This is a genomic window from Variovorax sp. Soil_C_17, assembly GCF_057657265.1.
In genome coordinates this window covers 27,186-48,439 of sequence record NZ_JBDGIT010000016.1, presented here as the reverse complement: position 1 = coordinate 48,439, position 21,254 = coordinate 27,186, and the positions used below count along the sequence as shown (strand labels likewise).

Genomic DNA, 21,254 nt, shown 5'->3' with positions numbered 1-21,254 from the left:
ACCTTGGGTAAGAGTCGCAGGGGGCGAGCACTCCGTCCGCGCCCCAGCTGCAAGGGCGTTCACACGGGGTGGTAGCGTTCGCCCCTGGCTGCGCGCTCACGCAGATCGGAGGGCACCTCGAACCGCTCCCCATGACGACGCGCAATGATGTCGCAGGCTTCGACAAAGCGGGCAGCGCCCACGGTGTCGATCTGCCCCAGCACGCCACCGAGAACCGCCGGAAATCCCCAACCCAGCAATGAGCCTACATCCGCATCCCGAGTGCCCACAATGCCCTCGGCCAGGCAGCGCGCCGCCTCGAGCGATTGCGAATACATCAGGCGTTGGCGAACCTCTTCGAGCGTCGGCTGCTCCTTGGCAACAGGAAACTGATCCGACAGGCCCGGCCACAGGCTCTTCTTTCCATTGGCCGGGTAGTCGTAGAAGCCTTGATTCGCCTTGCGCCCGAGACGTCCAAGCTTCTCGACCATCGTGATCAAGACTTCGTCCTGGGGCTGCTCGCGGTACGCGTCCCCCTGGTCCTGACGCGCCTGCTTCATCGCCTTGTACAGCAGCTCGGAGGAAACTTCGTCAACAAGGGCCAACGGTGACATTGGCATGCCAGCCATGCGGCCGGCGTTCTCGATCAAGCTCGGATGGACCCCTTCTCCCAGCATCGTCATCGCCTCGTAGGGATACATGGCGAATGCCCGGTTGGCATAGAACGCCGGGCAGTCGTTCACCACAATAGGCGTCTTGCGGATGCGCTTTGCAAAGTCGAGCGCATGGGCGATCGTCTCCTCGCTGGTGCGCTTGCCCCGGATGACCTCCAGCAACGGCATCTTCTCGACCGGCGAGAAAAAATGCAGGCCGACGAACTGCTCCGGCCTTGACGAAAGCTCGGCCAGGCCGGTGATGGGTAGTGTGGATGTGTTGGAAGCAAAGATGGCGTCCGCCCGCATGGCCGCCTCGGCCTTGCGGGTCACCTCAGCCTTCACCGCGCGATCCTCAAACACTGCCTCAATGACTATCTCACAGTCTGCTAGCGCGGCATAGTCGGTGGTCGTGGAGACACGCGCCAGAATCGCGTCGCGCTTGTCTGCCGTCATGCGCCCCTTGGCCATCTGCACGTCCAGAATCTTCGCTCCATGGGCCTTGCCTTTCTCGGCGCCTTCCAGGCTCGTGTCCAGAAGCACCACATCCAGACCAGCGACTGCGCAAACGTGAGCCAGCCCCGCGCCCATCATGCCCGCGCCCAGCACGGCGATTTTTTGGTACTCGCGCACCGAAACGCCTTGCGGCCTTCCGGCAAGCCGGTTCGCATCACCCATGTCGTAGAACAGGGTGCGAATCATGTTCTTGGTCGGCGCGGAGATCGCCAGCCCGGCAAACTGCCGCTGCTCGATTTTCAGCCCGGTATCGAGGTCCACCTGACACCCGTCATAGACGCAGGCCAGAATCGCCTCCGGCGCCGGGTGCAGACCTTGCGTCTTGCCGAGCAGACTGCCGGCGATGCCGAAAAAGAGCAGCGTGGTGCCAGGCGACTGGGGGGTGCCGCCGGGAAACTTGAAGCCCTTCGCGTCCCAGGGTTTCACGACGGCGGACGCACCTTCGCTCAGCAGCCACGCTTTCGCACGCGCAAGCAACTGGTCCGCTAGAACGACTTCGTCGACGATCCCCGCATTCAGAGCGCCGGTGGGATCGGTCTTGCGTCCCTCTAGCAGGAATGGCAAGGCACTCTTGATGCCGATCATGCGCGGCAGGCGCTGGGTTCCGCCGGCAGCGGGCAGCAAGCCCAGCGAAACTTCGGGCACGCCAAGCTGAATCTTCGGATCATCGACGACGATCCGGCGATGGCAGGCTAGGCAAATCTCGAGCCCGCCGCCCAGCGCCGTGCCGTTGATCGCTGCGACAAAAGGCTTGCCAGATGTCTCGAGCGTGCGCAGCGTGCGACTGAAGGGGCCAGAGCTGGCCATCGATTCCTCGGCCGTGTGAATGCGGCGGATCAGGTCGAGGTCGCCGCCCGCCACGAACTCTGGCCGCGACGAGGTGATGATGACGCCCCTCACGGCCTCGTGGGCGATGGCCTTTCGCACCGCGTCGTCAAAGGCGGCGATGGACGCAAGGTTGAGCACATTCATGGGCCGGTCGGCCACGTTCCAGGTCAGGGTGACGATGCCGTCGGCATCCAGCGTGTAGTCGATCATGTGAATTCCTCTTCTTCCTTCAGATGCGTTCGATCACCATCACCGAACCCATGCCGCCGCCCACGCAGAGCGTGACCAGGCCGGTCGAGAGGTTACGGCGCTCCAGTTCGTCGAGCACCGTGCCCAGCAGCATGCCGCCCGTCGCGCCCAGCGGATGGCCCATCGCGATGGCGCCACCGTTGACGTTGACCTTGTCGTGCGGCACGCGCAGCGCCTGCATGAAGCGCAGCACCACCGCGGCAAAGGCCTCGTTGCACTCGAACAGGTCGATGTCGCTCGCGGCCATGCGGGCACGCCTGAGCGCCGCTTCGGCGGCCGGCGCGGGGCCGGTCAGCATGATGGTTGGCTCGCTGCCGATGGTGCCGAAGGACACCACGCGCGCCCGCGGCTTCAGCCCGAGCCGGTCGGCCATCTCGCGCGAGCCAATCAGCACCGCCGAGGCGCCGTCGACGATGCCCGAGGAATTGCCGGCGTGGTGCACATGTTCGATCGCACTCAACTCGGGGTAACGCTGCAACGCCATCGCGTCGAAGCCCATCTTCTCGCCCTGCACGGCGAAGGAAGCCTCCAGCTTGGCCAGCGTGTCCATCGTTGTGTCGACGCGGATGTACTCGTCGCGCGCGAGGATCTCGACGTCGTTCATGTCGCGCACGGGCACCACCGATTTCGCGAAGCGCCCCTCTGCCCAGGCGGCGGCGGCGCGACGCTGACTCTCGGCCGCGTAGCTGTCGACATCGTGGCGGCTGAAGCCGTATTTCGTGGCGATCAGGTCGGCCGACACGCCCTGCGGCACGATGCGGTTCGGTATGGTGATCTGCGGATCGGTGATCCACGGGCCGCCGCCCGCGAACATCGGCACGCGCGACATACTCTCCACACCGCCGCCGATGGCCAGTTCGGCCTGGCCCGACTTGACCAGCGCCGAGGCGAAGTTGCAGGCTTCCAGCCCTGAGCCGCAGAATCGGTTGAGCTGCACGCCCGGCACGGCATGGTCGTAGCCGGCCGCGAACACGGCGGCCTTGCCGATGTTCGACGCCTGCTCCAGCGCCGGCTCGGCGCAGCCGAGGATCACGTCGTTGACGAGCGCCGTGTCCAACCGGTTGCGGTCGCGGATCTGCTGGAGCACCTGAGCGGCAAGGCGAGCGGGTGCGACTTCGTTCAACGCGCCGCTGGCGCGCCCGCGGCCGCGCGGCGTGCGCACGGCGTCGAGAATGTAGGCTTCTGTCATCTGTTGTCCTTGGGGTTCTTGTCGTTGGCTGCGGGCTGCTTCGGTGCGCCGGTCAGCGGCCTTTGAATACAGGGCGACGGCGCTGCTGGAAGGCGGCAATACCCTCCTTCAGGTCGTCGGTGGCGAACACCTTCTGCAGCTGGCGTGCTTCATGGGCGAGCATCAAATCGAAATCGCCGCCTTGCAGCAGCACTTGCTTCGACAGGCGGAAAGCCTCGGTGGGCCCGCTCGCGATGCTCTGTGCCAGCTTCTGCGCCTCTTCTGCCACGGCGCCCTGGGGCACCGCGCGATTGACAAGTCGCAGCACAGCGGCCTCGGTGCCGTTCACGAAGCGGCCGGTGTAGATCAGCTCGCAGGCCAGTGCGAAGCCCGTGCGGCTCAGCAGGATGTGGTGGGCGCCCGTGTCGGGCACCATGCCAATGTGCCGGAATGGACTGCCGAAGAGCGCATCTTCTTCAGCCAGGACCATGTCGCAGCACAGCGCCAACCCGAAGCCGAAGCCCAGCGCCGGCCCCGCCACCGCGGCGATGGTGGGCACCGGCAAGGTCCGCAGCCGCTGGCACAGCGGGCCGACCACCTGGCCAATCATGGCCATCGGGTCGTCGGCAGCGGGGTCGATGGCGCCGATGTCCCAACCCGCCGAGAACACCGCACCGGCGCCGCGCAGCACCACGCAGCGCGCGCCGCCTTCGAGCGCAGCATCGAGCTGGGCGCCGAGCGCTTGCACGTTTTCGACGCGGAAGCTGTTCTTGGGTTGGGGAAGATCGATGCCGATTGTGGCGATCGCGTCCTGGAGTTGCAGTGTGATGCCGGCCCCTGCGATACCGTTGTGCGGTTGATGTCCCATGCCTGGAACTGTCGCCGCTCCGAACCCGCCCGGTATCGTCGCATCCGACGAATTCGGCCCGGTCATACCGGTTTGCATTCAATGCGAGAACAAGGCGCAAAGCCGAGGACAGTGCTGGCGCACGGCAAGGCGAAACAACGCAGTGATCGCTTCGAAGGCGAATCGGTATGTATCAGAGATTGCGCGAGATGAGCTCCTTCATGATCTCGTTGGTGCCGCCATAGATCCGCTGCGCGCGCACGTCCACGTACGCCCGCGCGATCGGCGCTTCCGCCATGAAGCCGTTTCCCCCATGCAGCTGCACGCTGACATCGACCACCTTGCACTGCAGGTCACTGCACCAGTCCTTGGCCATCGAGGCGGCCTCGGCGTCGAGTTCGCCCTGCAGCAGCTGCTGCAGGCAGCAGTCGACAAAGGTCCGGCCGATGCGGTTCTCGGTCTTCAGCTCGGCCAGCACAAAGCGGGTGTTCTGACGGCGCTCATGGGCCGGCCAATAGGATTCGCGCAGCTGGTGCTTGAGCAGCTTGCCGGCGCCGGTCGCCGCAGATGGTAGTCAAGCGGTAGGGATGTTCACGGCGTTCCTTGTGCTGCGCCAGGATGAGGGTCATGAAAGTCTTCGGATTCTTATGGGGCCGCGCAGCAGATGTCTTGGCGACACGGCGCCGAGTGTGCAATCGGCATGGCGCCTCGATATCGGCGCATCCGACAAGATTGCGCCAGCCTTCCCCCCCGCGAATCCGGGACGTTCAGGCGATCAGTCCGGCGCGCCGCGCGAACGCAATCGCTTCCATCCGGTTGCGCGCATCGAGCTTGACGTTGATGTTGCGCAGGTGCGTGCGCACCGTGGTCTCGGCGACGAAAAGACGCTCCGCGATCTGGTCGTTCGACAAGCCCTCGGCCGCCAGCCGCATGACCTGGATCTCCTTGCGGGTGAGCAGCTCGCTGTGCGCTGGCGCGCCCATGCGCTGGCCCGCTTCTGCGAAGGTCGCCTCGCTGCCCGCGACAGCAGCAGCCGGCTCTCGCAGCATCCGATCGATGAAGGCCAGCGGGGCATCGTCGGAGGCGGCGGCGGCCTCGTCCAGCAATGCATTGGGCTGTGTACGCAGGTCGCGCAGCATCGTCAGCACCAGCGGCCCCTCGTCGAGGAAGGCACGCACATACCCTTCGGCGGCCGCAAGGCGGACGGCCTTGGCCAGCACGCGCATCGCCTTGTTGCGCTGTTCGTCCCTGTAGAGCGCCTGGGCCAGCAGGAGCCGCAACGTGAGCGCCCGGCGCTCGCGCTGGGCGCGCTCGGCGGCGTCGAGTTCCTGGCGCAGCGGCGCGACCATCTCCGCGGCATGGCCGCCGGCAATCGACCAGCGCGCCTGCGCCACGTCGTAGGTCTCGACCACATTGGCGCGCAGCGAGAGCCGCGAGACGCGCGCCCACAGCAGCTTGTCGTTGCAGCGATCGAGCTCTGTCCTGGCGCGCGCGAGCCTGCCTTCCACCACCGCCATGCGCACGCGTTCGAGCCGCGCGCTCGCCACCACGCGCGACAGGCCGTCACGGTGGCCGATGTGCTCGAGTTCGGTGAGCAGCTGCTGCGCGCGGTCGACATCACCGTGATCGAGCACGATGCGAGCCATGATCACGTGCGCGCAGATCAACTGGTCCGGAATACCGACCCGGCAGATCAGCGGGATGTAGACCGCCAGCAGGCGCTCGGCCTGCTCGCACTGGTCGGCCTCGTACAAGGCCTCGGCCAGCAGCACGCCGACCATGGCGTTGCCGTTGGTCGCGCGCGAAGGATCGACCGTGCCCGCGCTCACCGCCAGCCGCAGGCGCGCGATGGCCTTGCGCAGGCGGCCCTGCGTCAGATCAACTGCACCCTCCGCCGCCTCGGACAGGGCGAAGTTGAAGCTGCTGCTGTGCTCGGGCTGGCGGCTGCGCGCCGCATCGGCCAGGCGAAGGGCCTCGTGGTAACGCCCGGCGATCATGGCCAGGTTGGCCAGCACCACTTCCAGAAAACCCCGGGCGAAGGTAGCCTCGACAGGCAAGACGACCAGCAACTCGGTGGTCAGCGGCATCGCCTCGTCGATGCGGTCGGTCAGCACCATCAGCAACGGCTTCATCGCGAGCCGGTGGGCGCGCATCTCCACATCGTCGTCGGTGCGCTGCTCCAGCCGCTCGAGCAGCGGAGCCGCAGCCCTCGGGCCGCGCGCCAGGCAGACAGCCCAGGCGTGCAACACCTGAAGCATCGGGCGGTTGGCCAACTGCCCGGCGTCGAGCAACGGATCGAGCCAACGCGACAGCAGCCTGACGCGGCCCTGGTCGAGCAGCGACTGGGCCTCGGCCTCGAGCAACGGGAAGGCCAACGCAAAATCTCCGGCCGCGAGCGCATGCTCGATCGCCGGCACCGGCCGCCCGACGCCCAGGAACCATTGGGCGGCCGCACTGTGCAGCGCCGGAATTTCCGGCGCGTGCTGGCGTGCCAGCTGGGCCCGGAGGAACTCCGCGAACATGCCGTGGTACCGGTACTCGCTGTGGTCGGCTTGCAGCGAGATGAGAAACAGGTGGGCCTGTTCAAGTGCGCGCAGCATGGCCGCACTGTCGTCGCGCTGGCACACGGCATCGCACAGAGACGGATTCAATTGCGCCAGGATGCTGGTGCGCAGCAGGAAGCCGCGTACATCGTCGGACTGCCGCGAGAGCACGTCGTCCACCAGGTAGTCGACCACCGCCGCATTCGACCCAGAGAAGCCGGCGATGAAGCGGCCGGGTTCATCGCGATGCTCCAGCGTCACGGACGCAAGCCACAGCGCCGCGGCCCATCCCTCGGTACTCCGGTGCAGGCGGCGGATGTCCTCCGGCTGCAAGGTAAGGCCGCGCTGCTGGCGAAGGAAGCCATCGACCTCGGCTTCGGAGAAACGCAGCTGCGTCGGCTCGACCTCGAGCAGTCGGCCTCGCGCGCGCAGCCGGCCCAGTCCGAGTTCGGGCACCCCGCGCGAGCCGACGACGAGCTGCGCGCAGCGCGGCAACTGGTCGATCAGTTCCTGCACCAGACCGAGCACCACCGGGCTTTGCAGCACCTCGAAGTCGTCGAGGAACAGCGCCAGCGGCGCAGGATGCGCCGCCACCGTGTCGATCAGGGCAAATGCAAGTTCGTCCGGGCCCTGCCCTTCGAGCGGCTGCAGCTTGCGCAGCGCGGGAATCAGCGGCTCCAGCGAGGCCGTGAGCGCCGCCAGGAAGCGGCCGACATCGTTGTCGGCGCGATCCAGCGTGAGCCAGGCCTGCTGCAGTCCGGTTTCCTCGAAACGCCGGCGCACCTGCAGCATCACGGTGGTTTTGCCGAAGCCCGCTGGTGCACGCAACAGCACCAGCCGTGCGGCGCCGGCATTGAAGATCCGTTCGCAGACTTCGGTGCGCTGCAGCTCGAAGGCGGTGGCAAGCGGCGGGCGGAGCTTGCCCGCGAGCGGAAACGTCCGCAGCGCGGGCTGCGGCGCCGCAACCGCAAGCACGGCACTCTGGCTGGGGGGATCGTCTGTGTGACCGGGGATGCCGGTGGGCATGGCAGGCTCCTCGAGGTTCGTCACGTCTGCGCCGCCGTAGCGGCAGGCCGGGGCAAAGGTTCCATCGCCGAGCACGGCCTCAGTCCCGTTGGTAGAGCGTCACCACGCAGGCGCCGCCGAGCCCCAGATTGTGCTGCAAGGCGACGCGCGCGCCCTCAACCTGCCGGGCGCCAGCTTGCCCGCGCAGTTGCCACACCAGCTCGGCGCATTGGGCCAGCCCGGTCGCCCCCAGCGGATGGCCCTTGGACAGCAGGCCGCCCGAAGGATTGGTCACCACGCGGCCTCCGTAGGTGTTGTCGCCGTCGACCACGAAGCGCTCGGCGCCGCCCTCGGGCGCGAAGCCCAGCGCCTCGTAGCTCAGCAGTTCGTTGGTGGTGAAACAGTCGTGCAGTTCGGCCACCGGCACGTCCGCGGGGCCGATGCCGGCCGCCTCGTACACCTGCTGCGCTGCCCGGCGCGTCATGTCGTAGCCGACCAGCTTGCGCATGTCGTTCTCGTCGAAGCTGCTGTTGCCGTCGGTGCTCATGGCCTGGGCCGCGATGCGGACGCGGGCGTCCAGCCCATGGCCGCGTGCGAAGTCTTCGGAGCACAGCACCGCAGCGGCGCCGCCACAGGTCGGCGGGCAGCACTGCAGCCGGGTCAATGGATAGAACACGGCCGGCGAAGCCAGCACCTCGTCGAGCGTCAGGGGCTGGCGGAAGATAGCATTGGGGTTGTGCTGCGCATGACGCCGCGCCTTGACCGCGATGCGGGCGAAGGTGTCGGCGCGTGTGCCGTACAACTGCATGTGCATGCGCCCGGCACCACCGAATAGCTGCGCGGCAATGGGCGCCTCGGCGTCCGAGCCCTGGATCTGCTGCATGGTGTCGAGCAAGCGCTGCGACGGATCGGGACGGTCCTGGAAGTGCACGCCCAGCGCACCGCGCGCCATCTGTTCGAAACCCAGTGCCAGCACGCACTCGGCCGCGCCGCTGGCCACCGCTTGGCGCGCCAGGAACAGCGCGGTGGAGCCGGTGGCGCAGTTGTTGTTGACGTTGATCACCGGCACGCTGGTAAGCCCCACGTGATAGACCGCCGCCTGCCCGCTGCAGGAGTCGCCATAGACGTAGCCGGCGTAGACCTGGTTCACCGACTGGTAGTCGACCCGCGCATCGTCCAGCGCGGCCTTGGCGGCGCGCGCGCCGAGCATCGGGTAGCTCTCGCTGGCACCTGGCTTGGCGAAGGGCACCATGCCCACGCCAGCAACGATCACCTTCCGGTTCATGGAGATCTCCTCATTGCATCTGGTCGTAGTCCAGCACGACCTTCCAGCGGCCGCCCTGCAGTTGCGAAAGGCGCGACCGGTCCGAGCCCAGGTGCCGCGTGGGCGAGAAGTGCATGGGCGGGTTGCCGAACATGTCGCCCGGCACGTCGCCGAGGCTGTCCATCGCCTTGCCGAAATGATCGGCGTCGAGATCGGCACCGGCCTTGCGCAGGCCCTTGGCCAGCAGTTCGATCATGGTGAAGCCATAGACCGAGAAGACGGTCGGCGCTTCCCTGAACTGCGCCTGGTAGCGTGCCGCCCAGGCGGCGATGGCCGGCGATGCGTCGTCGAGGTAAGGCTGTTGGGCAGTGGTCACCGCGTAGAGACCGTCCATGTCCTTGCCGCCCAGTTTCGGGATCAGGTCCGAATAGGCGGTCGAGGCCGCCACGAAGGTCGGTGCGTACTGCAGCTTGCGCGCCTCGGCGATCGCGCCCACGGTCTCGCGGATCACGGTGCCGAGCACCACGAAGTCGCAGTCGGCCGCCTTCAGTCGTGCGACCTGCGACGAAAAATCGGTAGCGCCACGCTTGTAGCTGGTGCGCTCGCCGAGCACCGCACCGATCGACTGCAACCCGGCCTCGGCGCCCTGCACCACCTCGCGCCCGTAGTCGTCGTCCTGGTACAGGGTGCAGGCCTTGCGCGCCTTGCTGCGCTGGTAGATCCCCGGCACAACGCCGCGGATCTGGTCCACCGACGACGGCAGCATCGCGTACTTGAGCCTGCTCAGCGGCTCGTACATGTCGCGCGACAGCGCCATCGGGAACAGGCTGAAGACGCCCTTGGGCGCCTGCACCTGCATGGCCGCCAGCGCGTGCGGCGTGCCGAAGGTGCCGACGAGCGCAAACACCTTGTCCTGGTTCACCAGCTTTTGCGCCGCCAGCACGGTGCGCTTGGGGTCGTAGCCGTTGTCCTCGACCAGCAGGCGCAGCTTGCGCCCGTGGGCTCCGCCCTGCGCGTTGAACTCGGCCACACCCATGAGCAGGCCGTTGCGCACGTCCTTGCCGTAGCCCGCGACAGGGCCCGAGAGATCCAGAACGCTGCCCAGGGTGATCTCGTCCTTGCCGATGCCCTGGGTCTGGGCCGACGCAGCGGCGCCCGCAAGACCCAATACAGCGGCGGCGCCGAAGCGCGCGATCCGGTTGATGTGCATGGAATGCTCCTGTGTTCGTCAGGTGAGAGAAATCACTTCGCCTGGTCGTAGTCGATCACGACTTTCCAGCGGCCGTCCTGGATCTGCGACAGGCGCGCCTTGTTGGAACCCAGGTGCCTGTCGGGCGCAAAGCTCAGCTCGGGCATGCCGAACATGTCCGACGGCGTCTTGAGCGCCTCGACGGCCTGGGCCAGCGTCTCGGTGGTGAGCTGCGCGCCGGCCTTGTCCATCGCCTGCACCAGCCGGTCGAGAATCACGTAGCCGTAGATCGAGTAGGCCGAAGGCGCTTCGTTGAAGCGGGCGCGATAGCTGGCCATCCAGGGCTTGAGCGCTTCGGGCGCCGTGTCCTCGTAGGGATGCTGCACCGTCATCGTGGAGTAGAAGCCGTCCATCGCCTTACCGCCCAGCTTGTGGATCAGGTCGGTGTAGGTGCCGAAGGCGCCCAGGAAGGTCGGGCTGAAGTCGAGTTTGCGCGCCTCGTTGATCGTGCCCACGGTCTCGCGGATCAGCGTGCCTGTGACCACGAAGTCGCAGCCCGCCGCCTTCAGGCGCGCCACCTGCGAAGAGAAGTCGGTCGCGCCGCGCTTGAAGCTGGTCTTCTCGGCCAGCGCCGCATCGACCGTCTTGAGCCCGGCCTCGACGCCGCGCAGAATCTCCAGGCCGTACTCGTCGTCCTGGTAGATGATGCAGGGCTTGCCCGCTTTCTTCTCCTTGAACAGCCGTGCCGAGGCCGGCGCGATCTGGTCATAGTACGAAGACAGAAAGGCGAACTTGAGCTTGCTGACGGGCTCGTACATGTCGCGCGACAGCGCTGCCGGGAAGAAGTTCATCACGTTCTTCGCGTTCTGCACCGGCAACGCCGCGTTGTTGACGCCGGTGCCCAGCGAGCCGGCCATCACGAAGATCTTTTCCTGGTTGACCAGCTTCTGCGTCGCGAGCACGGCCTTCTTCGGGTCGTAGCCGCTGTCTTCGACCAGCAGCTTGATCTTGCGTCCGTGCACGCCGCCCTTGTCGTTGGCCTCGGCGACGCGCTGCAGCATGCCGTTGCGCAGATCCTTGCCGTAGCCGGCGAGCGGGCCCGACAGGTCCTGCAGCGTGCCGAGCACGATCTCGTCCTTGCCGATGCCCTGGGTCTGGGCCGCCGCGGCTGCGGCAGCAGCGAGGGCGGACACTGCCAGCAGGCAGCGCGCGTGGGAAATGGTCTTCTTCATGGTGCGTGTCTCCTTCGGATGGTTGCAATCGGCGGCGTCGGTGGTGTCAGCGGTACATGGCTTCGATCTGCCCGGCGTACTTCTTCTGCACGAAGCTGCGCTTGAGCTTCATCGTCGGCGTGAGCTCCTCGTCCTCGGCGCTCAGCTGGGTCTCGAGCAGGAAGAACCTCTTGATCTGCTCCACGCGCGCGAACTTCTTGTTGACCTTCTCGATCTCTGCCTGGATGAGGGCCAGTATCTCGGGGGCGCGAGCCAGGCTCGCGTAGTTGGAGAATGGCACGTCGTGGTCCTGCGCGAATTTCTCGACGTTCTCCAGCTCGATCATCACGATTGCGCTGAGATAGGCGCGGCGGTCGCCGATCACCACCGCATCGGTCACATAGGGCGAAAACTTGAGTTCGTTCTCCCATTCGCTGGGCGTGATGTTCTTGCCGCCGGCCGTGATGATGATGTCCTTCATGCGGTCCGTGATCCGGAAGAATCCGTCGCTGTCCGCTGCGCCGACGTCGCCGGTGTGCAGCCAACCTTCGGCATCGATGGTCTCGGCGGTCTTCTCGGGCTGGTTCAGATAGCCCATGAAGACGTTGGGTCCGCGCACAAGCAGCTCGCCCGTGGTAGGGTCGAGGCGTACCTCGTTGTAGGCGCTGGCGGTGCCGATGGTGCCCAGGCGGATCCGGCCCGGCGGCATCGAAGTCGAGATGCCGCCCGACTCGGTCTGCCCCCAGGCCTCGAGCATCGGCAGGCCCAATGCCAGATACCAGCGGATCAGATCGGGCGAGATCGGCGCCGCGCCGGTGACCAGGAAGCGGCAGCGCTGGATGCCGATGAAACGACGCACGTTGTTCAACGCTGCCAACCCGGCCAGGTGGTACTTGAGCTTGAGCCAGCCGCCCACCGGCTGACCGGCGAGCACCCGCTCAGCGACTGCGTGGCCCACCGACAACGCCCAGGCATACAGCGCCTGCTGCAGAGGGCCGGCTTCCTTCACGGCGATGGTCACGGCCGAATAGAACTTCTCCCACAGCCGCGGAACCCCGCCGAAGACCGTGGGCGCGATCTCGCGCACGTTCTCCGGCACGGTGTCGGGGTTCTCGACGAAGTTCATCCGCGTGCCGGTGTAGATCGAGGCGTACAGGCCCACCACGCGCTCGGCCACATGGCACAGCGGCAGGAAGCACATGCGTTCATCGCGCTCGTCCTGCGGCAGGACGACGTTCAGCCCTTGCACCACGACCAGCAGGCCCCGGTGGGAATGCATCGCGCCCTTGGGCTTTCCGGTGGTGCCGGAGGTGTAAATGAGGATGGCCAGCTCGTCCGGGCCGCGCAGCTCGCGCAGCCGATCGAACTCGCCGGGATGGGCCTGGTCGTAGGCGGCGCCTTCGCGGCGCAGCGCATCGAGGGTGGTCACCATCGCGTCGCTGTACCGGGACAGGCCGGTCGGGTCGATCAGCACGATCTTGCGCAGGCGTGGCAAGCGCGCCCGTGCCTCCAGCGCCTTGTCGAGCTGTTCCTCGTCCTCCACCACCAGCACCACGGTGTCCGAGTCCTCGCAGAGGAACTGCACCTGCCCCGCCGAGTCGGTCGGATAGATGCCGTTGGAAACGCCGGCGGCGCTCAGCACCGCCATGTCGAACCAGACCCATTCAACACGCGTGTTCGACAGGATCGATGCGCAGTCACCCGGCTGCAGGCCGGCGGCCGCGAGGCCCATGGCAAGCTCGCGCACGATCACGCCGACATCACGCGCGCTCCAGGCCTGCCACAGCCCGAAGGCCTTCTGGCGCATCATCACGGCGTCGCCGCGCGCGGCGACCGCGTTCCAGAACATGCGCGGCACGGTGTCGCCCGGCATCACGATGTCGTGGTGCGGCGCCAGGTGATCGAGGTTCCAGAGTCTGGGCATGTGCATCGTTCTTGTCATCGCCATGTCTTCTTCTTTTTCCAGCGGCGTTCGCCGCGTGCGCCCTCTTCCTTCATGCCCAGGTAGAACTCCTTGATGTCGTCCTTCTCGCGCAGGCGCTCACAGGTGTCTTCCATGACGATGCGGCCGTTCTCCAGCACATAGCCGTAGTCCGAGGCGTTGAGCGCCATGTTGGCGTTCTGCTCGACTAGCAGGATGGTGGTGCCGCGCTCGCGGTTGATGCGCACCACGATCTCGAAGATTTCCTTGGTGAGCTTGGGACTCAGGCCCAGGCTGGGCTCGTCGAGCAGGATCATCTCGGGGCCGGCCATGATGGCGCGCGAGATCGCGAGCATCTGCTGCTGGCCGCCCGACAGCAGGCCGGCGTCCTGCGCGGCCCGCTCCTTCAGGATCGGGAAGTAGCCGAACACGGTCTCGATGTCGCGCGCCACGCCGTCACGGTCGTGACGGGTGTAGGCGCCCATCAATAGGTTGTCCTTCACCGATAGCAAGGGAAAGACTTCGCGGCCCTCCGGCACGTGGCTCAGGCCTTGCTGCACGATGTGCGCGGGGTCCTTCGCAGTGATGTTCCCGCCCTTGAACTCGATGCTGCCCTTGCGCGGATCGATGATCCCCGAGATGGTCTTGAGGATCGTCGTCTTGCCCGCGCCATTGGAGCCCAGCACGGTGGCGATCTGCCCGGCACGCACCTTGAGGCTCACGCCGCGGATGGCCTTGATGGGGCCGTAGGCGCTCTCGACGTTGAGCAGTTGGAGGACGACGTCGCTCATGCCTTCCTCCGCAAGCTGCTCACATCGTCGACTGTCCCGAGATAGGCTTCGACAACGCCGGGGTCCGCCTGTACCTCGGACGGCGTACCGACGGCGAGCACAGTCCCCTGGTTCATCGCCAGCACGCGGTCCGACACCTTCGACACCAACCCCATGTCGTGCTCCACCATCAGGATGGTCACGCCGAGGTCGCGCCGGATGTCCTCGATCCAGAATGCCATGTCGCCCGTCTCCTCCACGTTCAGGCCGGACGAGGGCTCGTCCAGCAACAGCAGCTTGGGTTCGGTGCACAGCGCGCGCGCCAGCTCCACGACCTTGCGCACGCCGTAGGGCAGGCCCGCCACCAGCGCATCGCGGTAGTGCTGCAGCTCGAGCAGGTCGATCACCTCCTCCACCTTGCGGCGCGTGCGGCGCTCGGCCTCACGCACCGCGGGCGTGAAAAGCATCTCGGCCCACACGCTGGTGCTGCGCCGGATGTGGCGCCCGATCAGCAGGTTTTGCAGCACCGTCGCATGCTCGAAGAGCTCGATGTTCTGGAAGGTGCGCGCAATGCCGAGCGCGGCCACGCCGTGCGGCGGCACCGCGTCGAGCCGCTGGCCATCGAAGCTGAGCGCGCCGCCGGTCGGGGTGTAGATGCGGCTGATCAGGTTGAACACCGTGGTCTTGCCGGCACCGTTGGGTCCGATGAGCGTGAATACCTCGCCCGCGCGGACGTCGAAGCTGACCTTGTTGACCGCCAGCACACCGCCGAATCGCACGCTGAGATCGCGCACCGAAAGCAAGGGGGCGCTCATTTCAACCGCTCCGACTTCTGGAAGGACTTCTGCCGCTTGAACATGCCGCGCCGATAGAAGGGATACAGCTGCAGCCAGGTCCGCACCTTGAGCCACCGACCGTACAGGCCCATCGGCTCGAGCATCACGAAGGCGATCAGCACTGCGCCGTAGACCACGCTCTGCAGGCCGGTGGCCTGCCCGATCGCCGCCGGTAGGTGGTCCTTGCCCAACGAGATCAGCTGAGGCATGCCGATCAGGAAGATCGCGCCGAAGAAGACGCCGTGGATCGATCCCAGCCCGCCGATCACCACCATCAGCACCAGGTCGATCGACTGCACCAGGCTGAACTGCTCGGGCGAGATGAACTGCATCTTGTGGCCGTAGAGCGCTCCGCCCAGACCGGCGAGCGCGGCCGAGATCGCGAACGAGAGCGACTTGTAGCGCGCCAGCTGGATGCCCATGCTCTGTGCCGACACTTCCGAGTCGCGGATCGCCACGAAGGCCCGTCCGGTGGGCGCACGCAAGAGGTTGAGCACCACCAGCGTGCTGCCGACCACGCACACCAGGCACAGGAAATAGAAGCTCTCGGTGCTGTCGAGCGCATAGCCAAGCATCCGCGGCGCCGGCACGGACTTGCCCGCATTCCCGCCAGTCACGCTTTCCCAGCGCGCCAGCGCTTCCTCCACGATGAAACCGAAGGACAGGGTCGCGATAGCCAGGTACATGCCCTTGACGCGCAGGGCTGGCAAGCCGACCACCACGCCGGCTGCCGCGGCCAGCGCCATCGCGCAGGCCAGGCTCGCCGCCAGCGGCCAGCCCCGCGCCGCCAGATAAGCCTCGGCGTAGGCGCCGATGCCCATGAATGCGGCATGGCCGATCGAGAACTGCCCGGTGAAGCCGGCCAGCAGCATCAGGCCGACGGCAACGATGGCATAGATGAACACGAAGCTGAGCTGGGCCAGCCAGTACTCCGGCAGCAGCCAGGGTGCGGCGGCCAGCGCCAGCACGAGCAGTGAATACCAGAACCGGTCGCCGCCGTGGCGGGCGAGCGCGATGTCCTGGTCGTAACGGGTCTTGAATATGAAGCGCATGGGTGGCCTTGGTTTTTTTGCGGTCCTAGACCTTCTTGCGCGCGCGATCGCCGAACAGCCCGGTCGGCTTGATCGCCAGCATCAGCAGCACCACGACGTAGGGCATCACGTCCTTGAAGCCCTCGGGCAGGAAGAAGCCCGAGAGCGACTCCACCACGCCGATGATCAAACCGCCCACGATGGCGCCCGGCAGGCTGCCGAAGCCGCCGACGATGGCCGCCGGAAAGGCCTTGAGTCCGATGAAGCCCATGTTGGCGTGCACGAAGGTGATGGGCGCGAGCAGCAGCCCGGCCACCGTCGCGGCGGCAGCGGCCAGCGCCCACACCAGGCCGTTGAGGCGCTGCACCGGGATGCCCATGTAGTAGGCCGCCAGCTGGTTCTGCGACGCGGCCTGCATCGCGATGCCGACGCGCGTGTAGCGGAACAGCAGCCACAGGCTGGCGCACAGCGCGGCGGTTGCACCGATGATCACCGTCTGCTCGCCGCCGACCACCACTGCCCCCAGGTCGAGCGTGCTGCCCTTGTAGGGCACGGCCAGCGCATGCGTGTCGGTGCCGATGCCCGGCACCATGGTGACGCCGCCGCGGGCGATGTAGCCCAGGCCGAAGGTGAGCATCACGATGGAGAACTGCGGCTGGCCGAGCACCGGGCGGATCACCGCACGCTCGATCAGCATGCCGGCAAGCGCCATCGCTGCGACGGCCGCGAGCGCGGCCAGCCAGAAGGGCCAGCCCAGCACGCTCATGCCGGCCAAGCCGGCGAAGGCCCCGAGCATCATCAGGTCGCCCTGGGCGAAGTTGACGGTCTCGGTCGCCTTGTAGATGAGCACGAAGCCCAGGGCAATGAGGCCGTAGACACAGCCCTGTGCGATGCCCGCGACGATGATCTGCAGTACCAGCAAGCTGTGTCTCCATCGGGGCCCCGTCGTCGGCTCCAGGGGAGCGTGCGGGGCCTGTTGTTCGAATGCCGCGCCCTTCGTTCAGGCGCACCATGGACATTAAGGAGAGGCCTTGCGCGAGGTATCGTCGTATCCGACGATCCCCGCGGCATCGCGTTGGGGGCTTTCCCGCATGCGGTGTCGCAATGAAAAAAGCCCGGTGCGACTGCACTGGGCTTCGGGTCCGCTTCGGGGCATGTGAAGGCCTCGTGCCGCTCCGCGGCTTCTACGCATTTCTGCGTCCTGCAAACACAGGCGCACGCCGCTCGGCGAATGCGCGCACGCCTTCCGCAAAAGAGTCGCCATCGATCAGAGCCTGCTGGCGCTCGCATTCGAGGATCAATTGCTGCTCCAGGCTGTTGCGGACGGCGGCCGACGCGAGTGCGCGTGCCTCCAGGATCGCATGCGATGGCAGACGCGCCAGGCGCAGCGCCAATGCCCGGGCCGCCCCCTGCAGGATCTCGTCATCCATACACGCCCAGATCAAGCCCCACTCCGCAGCCCGTTGCGCATCGAGCTTCTCGCCGGTCAGCGCCAGGCCCAGCGCACGTGCGGGGCTGACGGCGCGCGGCACCAGCCAGCTGGAGCCCATGTCCGGCACCAGCCCGAGCGAAGGCATGAACGGCAGGTAGAAATAGGCGGAGCGCGCAGCGAGCACCATGTCGCCGGACAAGGCCAGCCCTACGCCGCCGCCGGCTGCCACCCCGTTGATCGCGCAGACGACGGGCACCGGCAGTGCGCGCATCGCCAGCATGATCGGGCTGGCCTGCTCGCGCAGCAGTTGGCCGACGTAGTCGCTCAACGTCCCGCTGGCCGGATCAGCAACGCGACGGCCGAATTCCTCCAGATCCGCCCCGACGCAAAAGCCACGGCCGTTGGCGGTCAGCAGCAAGGCGCGAATGTTCGGGTCTTCTCGCACGCGGCGCAGTCCGCCGAGCAGCCCCTGAAGCAGTGGCTGCGTCAGTGGATTGAGCCGAGCGCCTTCATTCAGGGTCATCGTGGCGATGCCGTCCTGGACATCGAAAAGCACAGCGTCATTCATGGCGAAGGTGTCTTTTGGAAATGGGGGAAATAGGTCCGGACGACTTCGCCGTCCAACCGGAGGGCATGGCAACCGCCCAGCGGCGTTTGGCGTTGCTCGCTGGCGCGCGCGTCTTGCTCGGCAAAACTGCCATCGGCCCAGAACAGCTGGAAAGCGGTGCTCGCCATCAGGGGCAGGAGTTCCGTGATGTGGGTACAGCCCGCGATGCCGCGGAACAAGCGCTTTACCTTTTGGGTGAAGCCCGGCTCGATGCGCAGGCCGATCAACTGGCGATAGCCAGATTCCACGCCCGAGCACGTGAGATAGGGTGTGTGTTCGCTGAAGGCGCTGGCATCCACGATCTCGCGCTGCGTGTTGAGCACCAGGCGCACCCGCATCTGGTGAATGGGCTCCTGGGCCGGGACCACCCGGCTCACCAGCTGCAGCGGCATGGGCTTGGTATCGATCAGCGTGGCCTCCAGTTCGAGGAGACCATCTTCGCGCCGGAAACCCTCGCAGTAGATGCGGCGCGAATGCAGCGGCGTTCGTGCGCAGGGCCGTGGTGCAAGGCTCATGCGACAGCTCCGGCCAGATGAATGACGCCGGCCTCGTGCAGCGCGCGGATGTCCTTGGGTGCAAAGCCTGCGTGGGCGAGCAGTTCCCCGGTGTGCGCTCCCAGCGTGGGTGCGGGCTGCGGAAGCCCCGAAGGCGTTCGATCGAATCGCGGCGCCGGCGCGGGCTGGCTGACGCCCTGGGGGGCGACGAAGGTTCCGCGCGCCCGGTTGTGCGGGTGCAGGGGCGCCTCGGCCATCGACAACACCGGCGCGAAGCACGCGTCGGTGCCTTCCAGCAGCGCGCACCATTCATCACGCGTGCGCTGGCGCATCACGGCATCGAGCTTGCGGCGCAACGCAGGCCATTCCCCTTGCGCCCATTGCTGCCGGAACTGCGGATCGTCGATGCCGCACAGCGCTAGCAGTTGGCTGTAGAACTGCGGCTCGATGGCGCCGATCGACACGTAGCGGCCATCCGCGCACTCATAGGTGCCGTAGAAATGTGCCGCACCGTCCAGGAAATTGATTTCCCGCCGGTCTTGCCAAAAGCCTTTGGTCATGAGCCCATACTGCGCAGCCATCAGCAGCGCCGCGCCGTCGGTCATGGCGGCATCGACCACCTGTCCCTTGCCCGAGCGTTGCGCCTCGGCCAGCGCAGCCAGCACGCCCACGACCAGCAGCATGCCGCCGCCGCCATAGTCGCCCACGAGGTTCAGCGGCGGCACGGGGGCGCGATCGGCCTGGCCCATGGCATGCAGCGCGCCCGACAAAGAGATGTAGTTGATGTCGTGGCCGGCCGCATGCGCCAGCGGCCCCGTCTGCCCCCAACCTGTCATGCGGCCGTAGATCAGTCGCGGATTGCGCGCGTGGCACACCGTGGGGGCCAGGCCCAGCTTTTCCGCCACGCCGGGGCGAAATCCTTCCACCAGAATGTCCGCGCGCTCCATCAGCCGGAGCACCGCTTCGACGCCGCGCGGGTCCTTCATGTTCACCGACACCGAGCGCCGGCCGCGGTCGACGATGCTGTCGTTGCGCATCAGGTCTTCCAGTCCGCCCCTGGAAGGAGGCCCGGGCAGGCGATCGACCCGCACGACCGTGGCACCCAGGTCGGCCAGCATCATGCAGGCGAACGGCCCCGGGCCGATGCCGGCCAGTTCAATGACGGTAATGTGAGAAAGGGGACCGGGCATGCACTAGCTTTCGGAGGGAGGGTTGGCAAACAGCTTCACGCATCGGCCTGGCGCTCGTGCCACAGCGTTGCCGGGTAGTAGCCGGTCCAGTCGGCTGCGATGCGCGCATCCTGGACGGTATCGCCCACGAACCGGGCCACCGAAGGAGCGTCGAAGTCCAGGAACTGCGTGGCTGCCAGGTAGCGATCACCCGGTTCGGGCCATCCGTAGGGAGTGAATTCCGTCTCGCTCATCGCGGCTCACATGCGCTTGGCGACTTCTTCGAGCATCACTTCGGTGGCGCCGCCGCCGATGGTCAGGATGCGGGCGTCGCGCGCCATGCGTTCGACAGGCGTGCCGATGATGAAGCCGGTGCCGCCGTGCAACTGCAGACAGGTGTGCACAACTTCCTGCAGGGTCTCGGCCGCGAAGGCCTTGAGCATGGACACCTCGCGCACCGTGTCCTTGCCCTCGGCGATCATCTGGGCGCACTGGTAGGTGAGCGCACGCGCCGCCGCCGCCTTGGACGCGACCCAGGAAAGCTTGTTTCGCACCACCTGCTGGTCCCACAGCGTCTTGCCGAATGCCTGGCGCTGGCGCATGTAGTCGACCGTCAGTTCGATGGCCCGGGTGCAGGTGCCCGAGGCCAGTGCCCCCACCACCAGGCGTTCGTTCTGAAACGTGCTCATGATGTAGTAGAAGCCCTTGCCTTCCTCGCCCAGCAGCGCATCGGGCGCGAGCTTCATGTCGTCGAAGAACAGCTCCGCAGTGTCGGACGAACGCCAGCCATGCTTGTCGAACTGGCGCGCGACCTTCAGGCCCGGGTTCCCTTTCTCGACGATGAACAGCGAGATGCCGCGGCTGCCCTTCGCATCGGAATCGGTGCGAGCCGCCACGATGAAGATGTCTCCATATACGCCGTTGGTGATGAAGGTCTTGGAACCGTTGAGAACCCAGCCGCCGTCAGGCATGCGCTGCGCGCGCGTCTTGAGGCCGGCGACGTCCGAGCCTGCGTTCGGCTCCGTGACGCATACGGCGCCGACCTTCTCGCCCGCGCAGGCCGCGGGCAGGTACTTCAGCTTCTGCTCGTGCGTGCCGCGATGCGCGATGTGGCCGATGGACATGTCGCTGTGCACCGTGAGGGCCGACGCCACACCACCGTAGCCCGAACGTGCCAGTTCCTCCCCGAGGACGACGGAAGCCAACGGGCCCATGCCGCCACCGCCGTACTCGACGGGGTGGCGCATCCCGAGGAATCCGAGCTGGCCCAGACCGCGGAACAGCTCGCGCGGGATCTCGCCTGAAGCTTCCCAGGCATCGGCGCAGGGAACGATGCGTTCGCGAACAAAACGGCGCACCTGTTCGCGCACCATGCGCAGGTCTTCGTCGAGGAGGTCAGGTTCCAGAAATTCGAATTCGGTCATAGGGATGGATGCGTGAGGGATTCAGTTCGAAGAACGGGCATGCCGAACAATTTAATAGACCGGCGCGTCGGTTTATTTTAATGACGTAGCTGACTCTGTGCAAGCAGCGCTTGCTACA

General features: G+C 66.6%; 18 protein-coding genes. All 18 read right to left on the bottom strand.

Annotated elements, in window-relative coordinates; all coding sequences use genetic code 11:
- Positions 1–59 precede the first annotated feature (59 nt).
- Positions 60–2,186, bottom strand: coding sequence for a 3-hydroxyacyl-CoA dehydrogenase NAD-binding domain-containing protein (locus AC3A6Y_RS32780; protein WP_487872394.1), 2,127 nt, complete (start codon positions 2,184–2,186; stop codon positions 60–62).
- Between the two features lie 19 nt (positions 2,187–2,205).
- Positions 2,206–3,414, bottom strand: coding sequence for an acetyl-CoA C-acetyltransferase (locus AC3A6Y_RS32775; RefSeq protein ID WP_487872393.1), 1,209 nt, complete (start codon positions 3,412–3,414; stop codon positions 2,206–2,208).
- Positions 3,415–3,466: 52 nt separating this feature from the next.
- Positions 3,467–4,261, bottom strand: a complete 795-nt coding sequence (locus tag AC3A6Y_RS32770; RefSeq protein WP_487872392.1) for an enoyl-CoA hydratase/isomerase family protein — start codon at positions 4,259–4,261, stop codon at positions 3,467–3,469.
- Positions 4,262–4,433: 172 nt separating this feature from the next.
- Positions 4,434–4,769 (bottom strand): acyl-CoA dehydrogenase family protein, encoded by a 336-nt coding sequence (locus tag AC3A6Y_RS32765; protein ID WP_487872416.1) that lies wholly within the window; start codon positions 4,767–4,769, stop codon positions 4,434–4,436.
- Between the two features lie 238 nt (positions 4,770–5,007).
- A complete protein-coding gene (locus tag AC3A6Y_RS32760) occupies positions 5,008–7,809 on the bottom strand; it encodes a winged helix-turn-helix domain-containing protein (RefSeq protein WP_487872391.1) in 2,802 nt (933 codons plus the stop codon).
- A gap of 79 nt (positions 7,810–7,888) precedes the next feature.
- Entirely contained in the window at positions 7,889–9,073 is a 1,185-nt protein-coding gene (locus AC3A6Y_RS32755) for a lipid-transfer protein (RefSeq protein ID WP_487872390.1), read from the bottom strand.
- Positions 9,074–9,083: 10 nt separating this feature from the next.
- Positions 9,084–10,262, bottom strand: a complete 1,179-nt coding sequence (locus AC3A6Y_RS32750; RefSeq protein WP_487872389.1) for an ABC transporter substrate-binding protein — start codon at positions 10,260–10,262, stop codon at positions 9,084–9,086.
- A gap of 32 nt (positions 10,263–10,294) precedes the next feature.
- Positions 10,295–11,473, bottom strand: a complete 1,179-nt coding sequence (locus AC3A6Y_RS32745; protein WP_487872388.1) for an ABC transporter substrate-binding protein — start codon at positions 11,471–11,473, stop codon at positions 10,295–10,297.
- Positions 11,474–11,519: 46 nt separating this feature from the next.
- Positions 11,520–13,376 carry an AMP-dependent synthetase/ligase gene (locus tag AC3A6Y_RS32740; RefSeq protein WP_487872387.1) on the bottom strand — a complete coding sequence of 619 codons (1,857 nt, stop codon included), beginning with the start codon at positions 13,374–13,376 and terminating at the stop codon, positions 11,520–11,522.
- A gap of 14 nt (positions 13,377–13,390) precedes the next feature.
- Positions 13,391–14,164 (bottom strand): ABC transporter ATP-binding protein, encoded by a 774-nt coding sequence (locus tag AC3A6Y_RS32735; protein ID WP_487872386.1) that lies wholly within the window; start codon positions 14,162–14,164, stop codon positions 13,391–13,393.
- The gene (locus AC3A6Y_RS32730; protein WP_487872385.1) at positions 14,161–14,958 is read right to left on the bottom strand and encodes an ABC transporter ATP-binding protein; all 798 of its coding nucleotides are present in this window, start codon (positions 14,956–14,958) and stop codon (positions 14,161–14,163) included. Before AC3A6Y_RS32730 ends, AC3A6Y_RS32735 begins: the two co-directional genes overlap by 4 nt.
- Positions 14,955–16,031 carry a branched-chain amino acid ABC transporter permease gene (locus tag AC3A6Y_RS32725; protein ID WP_487872384.1) on the bottom strand — a complete coding sequence of 359 codons (1,077 nt, stop codon included), beginning with the start codon at positions 16,029–16,031 and terminating at the stop codon, positions 14,955–14,957. The genes AC3A6Y_RS32730 and AC3A6Y_RS32725 overlap by 4 nt, the downstream gene beginning before the upstream one ends.
- A 25-nt stretch (positions 16,032–16,056) precedes the next feature.
- Complete coding sequence (locus AC3A6Y_RS32720; protein WP_487872383.1) at positions 16,057–16,932, bottom strand: branched-chain amino acid ABC transporter permease; 876 nt, start codon at positions 16,930–16,932, stop codon at positions 16,057–16,059.
- Between the two features lie 262 nt (positions 16,933–17,194).
- Positions 17,195–18,010 carry an enoyl-CoA hydratase-related protein gene (locus AC3A6Y_RS32715; RefSeq protein WP_487872382.1) on the bottom strand — a complete coding sequence of 272 codons (816 nt, stop codon included), beginning with the start codon at positions 18,008–18,010 and terminating at the stop codon, positions 17,195–17,197.
- Entirely contained in the window at positions 18,007–18,564 is a 558-nt protein-coding gene (locus tag AC3A6Y_RS32710; protein ID WP_487872381.1) for a DUF2889 domain-containing protein, read from the bottom strand. Before AC3A6Y_RS32710 ends, AC3A6Y_RS32715 begins: the two co-directional genes overlap by 4 nt.
- Entirely contained in the window at positions 18,561–19,733 is a 1,173-nt protein-coding gene (locus AC3A6Y_RS32705; RefSeq protein ID WP_487872380.1) for a CaiB/BaiF CoA transferase family protein, read from the bottom strand. Before AC3A6Y_RS32705 ends, AC3A6Y_RS32710 begins: the two co-directional genes overlap by 4 nt.
- A gap of 35 nt (positions 19,734–19,768) precedes the next feature.
- Positions 19,769–19,966 carry a hypothetical protein gene (locus tag AC3A6Y_RS32700; protein WP_487872379.1) on the bottom strand — a complete coding sequence of 66 codons (198 nt, stop codon included), beginning with the start codon at positions 19,964–19,966 and terminating at the stop codon, positions 19,769–19,771.
- A gap of 6 nt (positions 19,967–19,972) precedes the next feature.
- Complete coding sequence (locus tag AC3A6Y_RS32695; RefSeq protein ID WP_487872378.1) at positions 19,973–21,136, bottom strand: acyl-CoA dehydrogenase family protein; 1,164 nt, start codon at positions 21,134–21,136, stop codon at positions 19,973–19,975.
- Between the last annotated feature and the right edge of the window lie 118 nt (positions 21,137–21,254).